The organism is Streptomyces sp. ISL-100, assembly GCF_018614615.1.
In the GTDB taxonomy this organism is placed as follows: Bacteria; Actinomycetota; Actinomycetes; order Streptomycetales; family Streptomycetaceae; genus Streptomyces.
The window spans coordinates 4,751-17,462 of record NZ_JAGGOK010000002.1; the positions used below are offsets into that span (position 1 = coordinate 4,751).

Consider the following 12,712-nt stretch of genomic DNA (forward strand, 5'->3'; position numbering starts at 1 on the left):
AAAGTGTCACTGCGGGAAGGGCGGGGTGGGGGAAAAGGCCCGCAGGGTCAGGGGGGCAGGTGGGTTAGGGCGTGTGCTGCCACGGGGGGTGGCAGCCAGGATCGGTCGGTCAGTTCGGTGATCAGCCGGGCGTACGGGGCCGCGAAGGCCGCCGTGCGGTCCGGGCGGGGGTGCAGAGTCTCGCGGATGCGGACCATGGCTTCCGCCGTGTCAGCCAGGCCCGGGCCTGCCCCCTCCCCCGCTCCGTGCGCCGCCAGGATCGCCATGCCCAGTGCTGGTTCCGTCTGTTCGGGGATTCGGGCCGGGCGGCCCAGGATGTCGGCGCGGAGTTGGTTCCAGTACGGGCTGCGGGCCGCGCCGCCCGTGAAGGTCAGAGGGCCCTCGACCGGCGCGCCCAGGTAGTTCAGGTAGTCCAGGCACAGGCGTTCCGCGTAGCCGATCCCCTGGAGCATCGCCGCCCACCGGTCACCCTCCGACGTACCGCCGTTGAGGACGAAGGCAGTGGCGTCGGGGGCCCGGAACGGGAAGCGCTCGCCGCGTGAGGTCAGGGGGTAGGCGAGAGCGACCGACGGCTCGTGGTGGGCGGCCAGGCGGTCCAGGCGGGCCGGGTCCGCGCCCGGGAAGGCCGTGGTCAGTGCGCCCGCGCCGACGCTGGACGCGCCGCCGGGGAGCCAGTTGCCGTCCGGGGAGCGGTGGTTGTAGACGATGCCTGTGCTGTCGCGGACGGGGACGGTCGAGACGCCCTTGAGGACCAGCGTGGTGCCGAGTACGGAGTTCCAGGAGCCGGGGCGTAAGGCGCCCGAGGCGATCTGCGCGGCGCAGCCGTCCGTCATGCCGGCGATGACCAGGGTCCCGGCGGGGATGCCGGTCTCGGTCGATGCCGCTTCGGTGACCTTGCCCAGGCAGGTTCCGGGGCGTACGACTTCTGGGAAGAGGTCGACGGACAGGCCGAGTTGGGCCAGAGCCTCCTCCGGCCAGGTGTCGCGTTCCAGGTCGTAGCCGGTCTTCAGGGCATGGCTGGAGTCGGTGGCGACCGGCCCGCCGGTCAGCCGGGCGGTCACCGTGTCGGCCTGGTGGGACAGCCGGACGGTCGTTCCGTTACGCCGCCGGGCCAGCCAGAGCGCCTTCGGCAGGCCCCAGCTCGGCGGCACTCCCGCCTCGTCCGCCTCGGGTGCGGCGCGTCCGTCGTCGTACATCAGGCCGGGGGTGAGCGGGCTGCCGTACGCGTGGGTGAGCAGGACCGTGCCCGAGGTCGAGCACACCGCCAGCGCGCGGAGTCTGCGCGCCTGTACGCCCGTGAGCGCGGCCCGGGTCGCGGCGCAGACGGCGGACCACCAGTCGGCGGGGTCCTGTTCGTGGCGCACGCCGGTGCGCCGGCCGGTCAGTGGGGCCGAGCCGCTGCCCAGCAGGTGTCCGCGGGTGGTCGCTACCACCGCCCGGACGCTCTGCGTACCGAGGTCGATGCCGAGCCAAGCTGTGTCGTCGTGGGACTCGTCGGACCGCACACGATCCTCCCGCGCATATCGGCGCCGTCTGTGAAGTTCTCACTGTGCACCGAGATTTTCCGTTGCGCGAGGGATTGACGCCCAACTTCCGCTGTTCCAAGCTCTGTTAACCAGTCGACTGCACGTGTTAGCGGAGGTCGGGATGGACATGCGCGTACATGACCGGCGGCGGTTCCTCGCCCTCACGGCGGCTGCTTCCGCCACCCCGCTGCTGAGCGCCTGCGGCGCCGGCTTCGGCGGCGACGAGAACACGAAGGGCGGCGGTTCTGCCGCCGACGACGTCACCGGCTCCTTCGACTGGAAGAAGGCGAAGGGGAAAACCGTCAAGGCGCTGCTCAACAAGCACCCGTACACGGATGCGCTGATCGCCGATCTCAAGTCCTTCACCGAGAAGACCGGCATCAAAGTCGAGTACGACGTCTTTCCCGAGGACAACTACTTCGACAAGCTCACTGTCGATCTGTCCAGCGGGCGTGCGTCTTACGACATCTTCATGCTCGGTGCCTACATGGTCTGGCAGTACGGGCCGCCCGGATGGCTGGAGGACCTGGGGCCATGGATGAGCAACTCCTCGGCGACCGGTGGGGAGTGGGACCAAGGGGACTTCTTCCCCAATCTGCTTCAGGCCGACCAGTGGTCGCTCAAAGCCGGTGCGCCGCTCGGGCAGGGCGGGCAGTACGCGCTGCCTTGGGGGTGGGAAACGAACGTCGTGGCGTACAACACCGAGGTCTTCAAGAAGCTCGGGCTCAAGCCCGCCGAGACCTTCGACGAGCTGCGCGAGATATCCGGCGCCATCAAGCGCAAGGCGCCGGGTGCGGGCTTCGACGGGATGTACGGCGTCGCGGTGCGCGGGTCGCGGAGCTGGGCGACGATCCATCCCGGCTTCATGACCATGTACTCGCGGTACGGGCTCAAGGACTTCACGGTTGACGGCGGGCAGGTCAAGCCCGCCATGAATACGCCCGAAGCCGTCGCCTTCACCCAGGACTGGGCCGAGATGGTGAGGAAGGGCGGGCCGCCGTCCTGGACCTCGTACACCTGGTACCAGTGCTCCAGCGACCTCGGCGCGAAGAAGGCCGGGATGCTCTTCGACGCCGATACGGCGGCGTACTTCCAGGCGGTGAAGGGCGCGTCGCCCGCCTCCGGGAAGATCGCCTTCCATCCGGGGCCGAAGGGGCCGGACGGCTCGCTCGCCACGAACATGTGGATCTGGTCGCTCGGCATGAACGCCAAGAGCAAGAACAAGCACGCGGCGTGGCTGTTCCTGCAGTGGGCGACCGGCAAGGAGCATCTGCGCAAGGCGGCGATCGAGGGCAACCACATCGACCCGGTGCGCAAGTCCGTCAGTCAGGACGCGGCGTACAAGGACAAGATGAAGGGGCTTGAAGGCTTCATCGAGACCTTCGAGACGGTCGTCGACCAGACGAAGATCCAGTTCACGCCGCAGGAGCAGTTCTTCGACGCGACGACGAGCTGGGCGGCCTCACTCCAGGAGATCTACGGCGGCAAGAACGCCAAGTCGGTGCTGAACGGGCTGGCGAGCGACCTGGCTTCGAAGGTCGGGTGACGGCTCGATGTCGTCGTCCCTCACCGAGACCGACCACGGGGCGGCCTCACGCGAGGGAGGTGGGCCGTCGGCGCGCGTGGTACCGCGCTGGCGGCGTGGGCTGCGGCCGTATCTGCTGATCGTGCCCGCTCTGCTGCTCACCGGCGGGATCCTCTACCCCTTCGGGCTCGGGCTGTACTACACGCTCTTCGACTTCGCGGCGAGCAAGCCGCAGCCGGACATGGTCGGGCTGGAGAACTACCGGCGGATTTTCAGCGAGTCGTCGTTCTGGGATTCGGCGTGGGTGACGGTGCTGTACGCGGTGGGGGCGGCGGCCGTCGAGACGGTCCTGGGGGTGGGAGTGGCGCTGCTGCTGCACCGCGCTACGGCCGTCGGGCGCGTACTGGAGAAGATCCTCATCCTGCCGCTGATGATCGCGCCCGTGATCGCCGCGATCATGTGGAAGCTGATGCTGCAGCCGAGCGTCGGGGTCATCAACTATCTGCTGAAACCTTTCGGGATGGGGGGTGTTCAGTGGACGGACACCCCTACCGGCGCGCTGCTTTCGTCGATTGCCGTGGACGTGTGGGTCTACACGCCGTTCGTGGCGATCCTGGCGCTGGCGGGGCTGCGGTCGCTGCCCGCGTCGCCGTTCGAGGCGGCGGCGGTGGACGGGGCCGGCTGGTGGTTCACGTTCCGGAAGCTGACGCTGCCGATGCTGTGGCCGTACGTCCTGGTGGCGGTGATCTTCCGGTTCATGGACTCGCTGAAGGTCTTCGACATCATCTACGCCCTGACGGAGGGCGGGCCAGGTGACTCGACCGTGGTGCTCCAGATCCGGGCGTACCTGGAGGCGATCCGCTTCCAGCGGTACTCGTTCGGGATCAGCTACATGATCGTGCTGTGGGCGGTGGTGTACCTGGTGACGATGGTGCTGGTGCGCTATCTCGGCAAGATCCAGAACCGGGCGGCGGAGGTGCCCAAGTGAAGCGCAAGCTGCTTGCTGTCGCCGCCGACGGAGCGCTGATTCTGTACTTCGTCTTCGCGCTCTTTCCCATCGCCTGGATGATCATTCTGTCGCTGAAGCCGGCGAACGAGCTGTTCAGTACGTACTTCTCGTTCACGCCCACCTTCGACTCGTACAAGACGGTGCTCGGGGCCGGGAACGACGAGGGCGTGCCGTTCCTGCGGTTCTTCGTCAACAGTCTCGTGGTGTCGCTGGGGGCTGTGGGGCTGTCGCTGGTGATCGGGCTGCCTGCCGCCTACGCGGCGGCCCGGTGGCGGTTCCGGGGCTCGGAGAACCTGATGTTCACGCTGCTCTCCTTCCGGTTCGCGCCCGAACTCACGGTGATCATCCCGCTGTTCGTGCTCTACCAGCAGCTCGGGCTCTTCGACACGTACGTCGGCATGATCTGGGTGCTCCAGCTCGTCACGCTGCCGCTGATCGTCTGGATCATGCGCTCGTACTTCTCCGACCTCTCGCCGGAGCTGGAACAGGCCGCGCTGCTCGACGGCTACACGAGGAAACAGGCCTTCTTCAAGGTCGCGCTGCCGCTGGTCAAGCCGGGCATCGCCGCCGTCTCGCTGCTCGCCTTCATCTTCGCCTGGAACAACTTCGTCTTCCCGCTGATCCTGACGTCGTCCGAAGCCCAGACGGTGACGGTCGGCGCGCTGTCCTTCCTCGGCGGCGACCGCCCCAAGTACAACCTGACGGCTGCGGCGGCGCTGGTCTCGGTGATCCCGCCGCTGCTGCTGGCGCTCACCATCCAGAGGTATCTGGTGCGCGGACTCTCCTTCGGGGCGGTGAAGTCCTGATGCCGTCTGCTCCGACCGCTGCCATCTCGCTGCGCGGGATTCATAAGTCGTACGGCAAGAACAAGGCCCTCGACGGACTCGATCTCGACGTCGGGGAGGGGGAGTTCTTCTGCCTGCTCGGCCCGTCCGGCGCCGGGAAGACCACGACGCTGAAGACGGTCGCCGGGCTGGAGGAGCCCCAGTCGGGGACGGTCTCGCTCGACGGCGCCGACATGACGGGCGTCGAGCCGTACGACCGGGGCGTCGCGATGTGCTTCGAGTCGTACGCCCTCTACCCGCACCGCAGCGCGTACGACAATCTCGCGTCCCCACTCCGCTCCCCCCGCTACAAGCTGCCCGCCACCCAGGCGCGCGAGCGCATCGGCGCCATCGCCGACCTCCTCGGCATCGGGGCGCTCCTGGACCGCCCAGTGGGCCGGCTGTCCAACGGGCAGCGCCAGCGCGTCGCGCTCGGCCGCGTCCTGGTGCGCCCCGCCCGCGCGTTCCTGCTCGACGAGCCGCTGTCCCACCTCGACGCCAAGCTCCGCCAGGCGATGCGCGCCGAGCTGAAGGCGATCGGCGCGGTCCAGCGCACCACGACCCTGTACGTCACGCACGACTCGGTGGAGGCGCTGGCGCTCGGCGACCGTATCGGCGTGATCCGAGAGGGCAGGATCGTCCAGACAGGCACCCGCGAGGAGATCTGGCACCAGCCGTCCGACACCTTCGTCGCCCGCTCCTTCGGCAGGCCCCGCATCAATCTGCTGCCGGGGACCGTCACCGGCCACGGCACCTTCCTGTCCGCCGACCGCTTCTTCGAGATTCCGCTGACTTCGGTGACTTCAGACGCGGTACGGTCCGCCGTACCCGGCACCGCCGTGCAGATCGGGGTCAGGCCGCGCGACCTGTCGCTGGGCTCCTCCGCCCTCGGACCCGGCAGCATCGAGCTCACGGGCACCGTCTACATCACCGAAGTCCTGGGGCGCGCCACCGAGGTCACCGTACGGCTCGGCGGGCAGCACCTCTCGCTGGTCGTGCCGCGCGCGGACGCCGCCGGGCTGCGGCCCGACGCGCCGGTGAGGCTGAGCGTACGGCCGGAGAGCCTGCTGCTGTTCGAGGCCGACGGGCCGGACCTGCCGGGACGGAGGATCGGCGCATGAGCGGCGGCGACCAGCGGGAGCGCGGCCCCGCACCCCGCCAGGCGGCCATCGCCGAGCGGGTACTCGCGGCGGGCTCGGCCACCGCCGCCGAGCTGGCCGAGCGCTTCGACGTCAGCCTGATGACCATCCACCGGGACCTCGACGAACTGGAACGCCAGGGGCTGGTGCGGAAGTTCAGGGGCGGGGTCACCGCCCAGCCCTCCGGCGTCTTCGAGTCGAACGTCGCGTACCGGCTGAAGACGATGCGCGCGGAGAAGGCCGCCGTCGCCGAGCACGCGCTGAAGCTTATCGAGCCCGGCATGGCGGTGATGCTCGACGACTCGACCTCCACCCTGGAGATAGCGCGCCGGCTCGGTTCGAGCTCCATCACTCCGCTGACCGTGGTCACCAACTTCCTCGAAGCGCTGACTCTGCTGTCGAGCGAGCGCGGCATCCACCTGATGGCGCTCGGCGGCGACTACGATCCCCTCCACTCGTCCTTCCTGGGCGTCTCCTGCATGGAAGCCGTCCAGCTCCTCCAGGTCGACATCTGCTTCACGTCGACGTCCGCCGTCTCCGGCGGTTTCGCCTACCACCAGGAGCAGCACATCGTCTCCGTCAAGCGGGCCATGCTCGACTCCGCCGCGAAGAACGTGCTGCTGCTCGACCACTCCAAGCTCGGTCGCGTCGCCCTCCACCGGCTCGCCCCGCTCTCCCGTTTCGACCTGGTGCTGGTCGACGACGGGGCGTCGGCGGAGCTGCTGCGCGACCTCGACGAGCACAAGGTCCCGTACGAGGTGTGTCCGACGGCGAGGGGAGTCGATGGCGATGACTGAGCTGGCGCTGCGCGAGCTGCGCAAGACCTACGCGTCGCGGGGCCGCCCCCCGGTGGAGGCCGTACGCGGCATCGACCTGGAGCTGCGCTCCGGTGAGCTGCTGGGCCTGCTCGGCCCCTCCGGCTGCGGCAAATCCACCACCCTGCGGATGATCGCCGGCCTGGAGGCGGTGACCGGCGGCGACATTCTCGTCGGCGGCGACTCGGTGGTGAAGGTTCCAGCCCAGCAGCGCAATATCGGCGTCGCCTTCGAGAACTACGCGCTCTATCCGCCGCTCACCGTCGCCGACAACCTCGGGTTCGGGCTGGCGGCGCGGGGCAGGCCGCGCAGGGAAGTGGCGTCGCGCGTACGGGACATGGCCGAGCGGATCGGCCTGAGGGAGCTGCTCGACGCGCGGCCGGGCGGGCTCTCCAGCGGCCAGAAGCAGCGGGTGGCGCTGGCGCGGGCGCTGATCCGCGAGCCGGACGTACTGCTGCTCGACGAGCCGCTCTCACACCTGGACGCGGCGCAACGCGACACGACCCGGCGCGAACTGAAACGTATCCAGCAGGACTTGGGGCACACCACCATCCTGGTCACGCACGACCAGGAGGAGGCGCTGTCGCTCGCCGACCGTATCGCCGTGATGAAGGACGGCGTCATCCAGCAGCTCGGCACGCCGTACGAGATCTACGACAGCCCGGCGAATCTCTTCGTGGCCGACTTCGTCGGGGAGCCCGCGATCAACCTCCTGCCGGGAGTGGCCGAAGCCGACGGCCGGGTGCGGCTCTCGGACAGCGTGCGGCTGGCTGTTCCGGTGCGGCTGGGGGTGGGGGTGGGGCGGGAGGTGGTGCTGGGGATCAGGCCGGAGGATCTGGGGCTGGCGTCGGGCGAGGGCGACCACGGGTTACGGGCGCGTGTGAGCGCACACGAGCCGCTCCTGGAGGCCGGCATCGCCACGCTCGCACTCGACGGAGTGGCCAAGCCCCTCGTCGTACAAACCGGTCCCGAGGTGCGCCTCAGCCGGGACGAAACCGTGCGGGTGACCGCGGACCCGCAGCTCACTCATGTATTCGATGCCGAGACAGGGGAGGCTCTGCGATGAAAATCCTGGCAGCCGGTGACCACTTCGTTCTCAACTCACTGATCGGGGATGCCGTAGAGGCCGCCGTCACCGCATCACCCTTCGAACTGACCGAACTGACCCTCCCCTGGCCGCTCGAACCGTTCACGAAAGTCGCCGAGGTCGACGAGGCCAGCGACTGCGAGGACGAGCTGATCGAGGCGCTGCGGGACGTCGAGGTGTGCGTGACGCAGATGGCGCCGTTCACTGAGCGCGTGCTGGAGGCCTCCCCCGCGCTGCGGCTCGTCGTCGTCTGCCGCGGCGGCCCGGTCAACGTCAACGTGGAGGCGGCGCGGGCGCGCGGCGTGCAGGTGTGCTTCGCGCCGGGCCGCAATGCGGCGGCCACCGCCGAGTTCACGATTGGGATGATGCTGGCCGCGATGCGCCGCATCCCGGACGCCCACGACTCGCTGGCGCGGCGGGGCGTATGGGACGGCTCGTACTTCACCTACGACCGGTGCGGTCCGGAGCTGGAGGACATGCGCGTCGGGCTGATCGGCTACGGAGCTGTCGGCAGCCGGGTGGCGCGGGTGCTGTGCGCGTTCGGTGCGGAGGTGGAGGTGTACGACCCGTACGTGCGCGGTGATGTGCACGGCGTACGGGTCGCCTCGCTGGACGCGCTGCTGTCCAGGTCGCGGGTCGTCACCCTGCACGCGCGCCTCACGGACGAGACGCGGGGTCTGATCGGCGCGCGGGAACTGAGCCTGCTGCCGCGCGCTTCCGTGCTGGTCAATGTGGCGCGGGGGCCGCTCGTCGAGACGGACGCGCTGTGCGACGCGCTGGAGAGCGGGCAGCTGGCGGCCGCCGCCCTCGACACGTACGAGCAGGAGCCGCTGCCTGCCGGTGCGCGGTTGCGGGGCGTACCCGGGGTCGTGATGACGCCGCATCTGGGCGGGGCGAGCCGCCAGGTGGCCGAGAAGGCGGCGCGGATCGCGGCGGCCGAGGTGGCGAGGTACGCCGCTGGAACACCACTGGCGCACAGCCTGACCTGAGGAGTCCTGAGGAATGTTGTACGTCGGTATCGATGTGGGCACGTCCATGGTGAAGGCGGCGGCCTTCGACGCGTCCGGGCGGGAGGTCGCGGTCGAGTCCCGCCCGGTCGGGCTCGACATCCGCGACGGCTGCGTCGAGCAGGACATGGACGAGGTGTACGGGGCGGTCGTGGACGTCCTGACGACGCTGACATCGGGGCTGGACAGCCCTGTTTCCCTGGCCGGGCTGACGGGGCAGGGCGACGGGGTGTGGCTGGTGGACGCGGAGGGGCGCCCGGTGCGGCCCGCGATCTCCTGGATGGACGGCCGGGCGCACGAACTCCTCGACGCGTGGATGGCTTCGGACGTCTTCACCTCCGTGTTCCGGCGCACCGGCAGCGCGATGTTCCCGGGGTGTCCGGGGCCGGTTCTGGCATGGCTGGACCGGCACGAGCCGAAGGCGCTGGATGCGGCTGCCACCGCCCTGTACTGCAAGGACATGGTCTTCCAGCGCCTGACGGGGGTCCGGGCGACGGACGTCTCGGACGCGTCCATGCCCTTCCTGGATCCGCGGACACGGACGTACGACGACGAGTCCCTGGCCCTGCTGGGCCTCGGCCACCGGCGCCGCCTGCTCGCCCCGGTCAGTGACCCGGTCGCGGTCGGCGAGACGCGCGGCGCGGGCCTGCCGGGCGGTACGCGGATCGCCAACGGGCCGTACGACCTGCCCGCGTGCGCGCTCGGCGCGGGGGTGACGCGGCCGGGGGACGGGCTGCTCATCATCGGCACGTGCCTGGCGTCGCTGGTCGCGACGGATGTCCTCGACCTGGAGGCGGGCGAGCCGGCCGGGCTCTACATCTCCACCGACCGCCAGGGGCAGTGGCTGCGCGCCATGCCGGCGATGGTCGGCACTGCGGCGCTGGACTGGGTGCTGAAGACGGCGGGCGTACGGCACGAGGAGGTGGACGCGCTCCTGGACGCGACGCCGCCGGGGGCGAACGGGGTGCAGGTGCTGCCCTACTTCGCGCCGTCGGGCGAGCGCGCCCCGTTCGTCGAGCCGCGGCTGCGGGCGGAGATGACCGGCGTATCACTGGAGACGACGAAGGGCGACCTGGTACGGGCGACGTGCGAGGGCATCGCCTTCGCCGCCCGGCACTGCCTGGAGGCGGCGGGCCTCACGGGTGATCTGGCGGTCTGCGGGGGCGGGACGCGCTCCCCGGCCTGGCTGCGGCTGTTCGCCGACGTACTGGGCCGGCCGTTGCGCGTGGTCGAGGGCGAGGTGGGCGCGCGGGGCGCGGTGCTGGCGGCGGCGGAGCGGTACGGGGTGGAGCTGGACGTGGCGTCATGGACCCGCCCGACGACGGTGGCCGAGCCGGACCCGGGGCGGGCGGAGCACTACACGCTGGGCTACGCGAAGCACCTGGCGCACTTGGCGGAAGCCCGAACCCGAGCGCGGGGCCGTGCCGGCACCCCAGGCTGAGCTTCTCGGGGGTGCCGGTGGCCCGGCGCTGCGGGGTCGGTGCCGCGCCGGGGCGTCTCCTCGGACGTCGAACACCGAGGCGCTGGGATCTCTTCGGGCCGGTTGCGTTCAACGCCCTGCGGGGAGCGCCCCGACACGTCCCCTCCCGGCACCGTGACTCGTCAGGCGGCGTCGGGCGCGGTCAGGCGGTGCGGGCGGGCGTACGGGCGGTCAGCGCCCAGTAGGTGAGTGCGGAGACGACGGAGCCGAGGAGGGTGAGGTCGGCGCCGCCGAGCGGCGCGACCAGGGGGCCGGTCCACAGCTCCGAGTCGCAGGTGAGGCCGGCGAAGACGATGCCGGTGACGAGGGCGGCCATGCCCGCCGGGTGGTAGCCCGCCCGGTACCAGTACGCGCCGCCCGGTCCGGCGTGCAGGGCCTCGGCGTCGTAACGGCAGCGGCGCAGCACCATGTCGGTGAGGAAGACACCGCTCCACGGGGCGAAGACGATGATCAGCAGGGAGAGGAAGGACAGCAGCGACTCGGTGAAGTCGGCGAAGAAGAGGGCCCAGAGGGAGCCGACGGCGGTGACGGCGGCGCTGATGAGGATGGCCCTCGACCGGCTCCAGGGGATGCCGAGCACCTGGAGGTTCAGGCTGGAGGAGTAGAGCGTGATGATCGAGTTGGTGACGGAGCCGAGGAGGACCAGGGCCAGGAAGACCGGCTGGAACCAGCCGGGCAGGAGCTTCTCGGTGCCCGCCACGGCGTCGGTCATGTCGGTCTGGGTGGCGGCCGCGACTCCGGCGACACCGAGCGCGACCGAGGAGAGGAATCCGCCGAGGGCTCCGCTCCAGGTGATCGAGCGCAGCGTCGTGGTCCTGGGGAGGTAGCGGGTGTAGTCGGCGGGCATCGGCACGTACGAGAAGGGGCTGGACAGCATGACGACGAAGGCGAGGCTCCAGCCGGCCGCGCCCGGTCCGACGGCGGGGACGGTGGTGTCCGCGCCGGGCAGGACGAAGACGAGCAGTGCGGCGAAGCCTGCGGCCAGGGCGTACGCCATCCAGCGTTCGGCGAACTGCACGGTGGCGTGACCCCACATGGCGACCGCGAAGGTCAGGGTGAGGGTGATCAGGAGGGCGAGGGCGCGGGCGGTGTTGCCGCCCTGCCAGCCGATTTCGGCGAAGAAGACTTCCAGCGCGAGGGTGCCGACCACCGTGTTGACGATGGTGTAGCCGATGCTGACGATCCAGTTGAGCACTCCGGCGGGCCAGTTGCCGCGTGTACCGAAGGCGGCGCGGGAGATCACGAGGGTGGCGGTTCCGGTACGGATGCCGCTGAGGCCTGCGGCGCTGATGACGAAGAAGGCCAGGCCGCCGACGACCACGACGGCGGTCGCCTGCCAGAACGACAGGCCGAAGGCGACCGCGAGCGCGCCGTTGATGACGTAGGTGAAGGTGAGGTTCGAGCCGAACCAGAGCCAGAAGAGGTCCTTGGCGCTGCCGTGCCGCTCGTCGTCGGGGATGGGATCGATGCCATGGGTCTCGACGTGGAAGACCTCGTCGCTCTTTGGTTGCCGCTCCGCCGTGTGCGTTGCCATGCCACTCCCCAGCCAGACCTTGAATGCCGTTCTAAGAGTTAGAACGGCATTCAAGATGCGGTGCCGGTCCCCCACCCGTCAAGACCCCGGCGTGAATCCGCGGCTAAGGTCGTCACATCGGGTACGAACGGTGGAAGCGGTGGAGGCGAAACCGGTGGCAGGAGCGGCGCGACGGCGGGACGGGCACATCGCCCAGGAGCGGATGCTCGAAGAGGCCATGGCGCTGATCGCCGAGAACGGCCTGGCCGCGCTCACCATGTCGGCGCTGGCCGAGCGGCTGGACACCAGTGGCGGCCACATCCTGTACTACTTCGGCAGCAAGGACCGGCTGCTGCTGGAGGCGCTGCGCTGGAGTGAGACCGACCTGGCGGCGGAACGCCGCGTTCTGCTGTCCCGGCGGACGACGGCGGAGCGCAAGCTCGACCAGTTCCTGGAGCTGTATCTGCCGCGGGGACCGCGCGACCCGCGCTGGATGCTGTGGATCGAGCTCTGGGCCCGTACGCCCGCGAACGAAGCCCTGCGCCAGGCCCAGGAGGAGATGGACCAGGCCTGGCAGGAGGACCTGGAGGCGCTGCTCGCCAAGGGCGTGGCACGCTCACGCTTCGCGCCGATGGACATACCGGCGCACGCCTCCGAACTGCTGGCGCTGCTCGACGGCCTGAGTACGCGCGTCGTACTGGGCCAGCGCGGCAGCGGCCGCCCCCGGGCCCTGACGGCGGCGAGATCGGCGGCCGCCCGGCTGATCCCGCCCGGGACAGCTCGGTAG

Annotated in this window: 11 protein-coding genes; 9 read left to right on the forward strand and 2 right to left on the reverse strand. The window is 70.1% G+C overall.

The features are described 5' to 3' along the window. Positions 1-47 precede the first annotated feature (47 nt). Positions 48-1,505 (reverse strand): FGGY-family carbohydrate kinase, encoded by a 1,458-nt coding sequence (locus tag J7E89_RS00105; RefSeq protein WP_214966726.1) that lies wholly within the window; start codon positions 1,503-1,505, stop codon positions 48-50. Between the two features lie 148 nt (positions 1,506-1,653). Between J7E89_RS00105 and J7E89_RS00110 the strand changes: the two genes are divergently transcribed. The 8 genes from J7E89_RS00110 to J7E89_RS00145 are packed head-to-tail and all read left to right on the forward strand — an operon-like array spanning position 1,654 to position 10,373. Further along, positions 1,654-3,072 carry a sugar ABC transporter substrate-binding protein gene (locus J7E89_RS00110; protein ID WP_251059877.1) on the forward strand — a complete coding sequence of 473 codons (1,419 nt, stop codon included), beginning with the start codon at positions 1,654-1,656 and terminating at the stop codon, positions 3,070-3,072. 7 nt (positions 3,073-3,079) lie between these two features. Next, positions 3,080-4,039 (forward strand): carbohydrate ABC transporter permease, encoded by a 960-nt coding sequence (locus J7E89_RS00115; RefSeq protein ID WP_251059878.1) that lies wholly within the window; start codon positions 3,080-3,082, stop codon positions 4,037-4,039. Next, complete coding sequence (locus J7E89_RS00120; protein ID WP_214966731.1) at positions 4,036-4,866, forward strand: carbohydrate ABC transporter permease; 831 nt, start codon at positions 4,036-4,038, stop codon at positions 4,864-4,866. The genes J7E89_RS00115 and J7E89_RS00120 overlap by 4 nt, the downstream gene beginning before the upstream one ends. Then, positions 4,866-6,005 carry an ABC transporter ATP-binding protein gene (locus tag J7E89_RS00125; protein ID WP_214966733.1) on the forward strand — a complete coding sequence of 380 codons (1,140 nt, stop codon included), beginning with the start codon at positions 4,866-4,868 and terminating at the stop codon, positions 6,003-6,005. Before J7E89_RS00120 ends, J7E89_RS00125 begins: the two co-directional genes overlap by 1 nt. Beyond that, on the forward strand, positions 6,002-6,820 hold the full coding sequence (locus J7E89_RS00130) for a DeoR/GlpR family DNA-binding transcription regulator (protein WP_214966735.1): 819 nt from the start codon (positions 6,002-6,004) through the stop codon (positions 6,818-6,820). The genes J7E89_RS00125 and J7E89_RS00130 overlap by 4 nt, the downstream gene beginning before the upstream one ends. Next, on the forward strand, positions 6,807-7,904 hold the full coding sequence (locus J7E89_RS00135; RefSeq protein WP_251059879.1) for an ABC transporter ATP-binding protein: 1,098 nt from the start codon (positions 6,807-6,809) through the stop codon (positions 7,902-7,904). The genes J7E89_RS00130 and J7E89_RS00135 overlap by 14 nt, the downstream gene beginning before the upstream one ends. Then, positions 7,901-8,914 (forward strand): 2-hydroxyacid dehydrogenase, encoded by a 1,014-nt coding sequence (locus J7E89_RS00140; protein ID WP_214966737.1) that lies wholly within the window; start codon positions 7,901-7,903, stop codon positions 8,912-8,914. Before J7E89_RS00135 ends, J7E89_RS00140 begins: the two co-directional genes overlap by 4 nt. 16 nt (positions 8,915-8,930) lie before the next feature. Further along, positions 8,931-10,373, forward strand: a complete 1,443-nt coding sequence (locus tag J7E89_RS00145; protein ID WP_214967104.1) for an FGGY-family carbohydrate kinase — start codon at positions 8,931-8,933, stop codon at positions 10,371-10,373. Positions 10,374-10,554: 181 nt separating this feature from the next. Here J7E89_RS00145 and J7E89_RS00150 read toward each other — a convergent pair whose 3' ends face one another. Beyond that, positions 10,555-11,946 (reverse strand): cytosine permease, encoded by a 1,392-nt coding sequence (locus J7E89_RS00150; protein WP_214966739.1) that lies wholly within the window; start codon positions 11,944-11,946, stop codon positions 10,555-10,557. 154 nt (positions 11,947-12,100) lie between these two features. Between J7E89_RS00150 and J7E89_RS00155 the strand changes: the two genes are divergently transcribed. Beyond that, positions 12,101-12,712, forward strand: a complete 612-nt coding sequence (locus J7E89_RS00155) for a TetR/AcrR family transcriptional regulator (RefSeq protein ID WP_214967106.1) — start codon at positions 12,101-12,103, stop codon at positions 12,710-12,712.

Excerpts from the sequence above, each read along its gene's own strand:
- J7E89_RS00110 (WP_251059877.1), top strand. The coding sequence starts at position 1,654 with ATGCGCGTACATGACCGGCGGCGGTTCCTCGCCCTCACGGCGGCTGCT.
- J7E89_RS00115 (WP_251059878.1), top strand. The coding sequence starts at position 3,080 with ATGTCGTCGTCCCTCACCGAGACCGACCACGGGGCGGCCTCACGCGAG.
- J7E89_RS00125 (WP_214966733.1), top strand. The coding sequence starts at position 4,866 with ATGCCGTCTGCTCCGACCGCTGCCATCTCGCTGCGCGGGATTCATAAG.
- J7E89_RS00130 (WP_214966735.1), top strand. The coding sequence starts at position 6,002 with ATGAGCGGCGGCGACCAGCGGGAGCGCGGCCCCGCACCCCGCCAGGCG.
- J7E89_RS00135 (WP_251059879.1), top strand. The coding sequence starts at position 6,807 with ATGGCGATGACTGAGCTGGCGCTGCGCGAGCTGCGCAAGACCTACGCG.
- J7E89_RS00140 (WP_214966737.1), top strand. The coding sequence starts at position 7,901 with ATGAAAATCCTGGCAGCCGGTGACCACTTCGTTCTCAACTCACTGATC.
- J7E89_RS00150 (WP_214966739.1), bottom strand. The coding sequence starts at position 11,946 with ATGGCAACGCACACGGCGGAGCGGCAACCAAAGAGCGACGAGGTCTTC.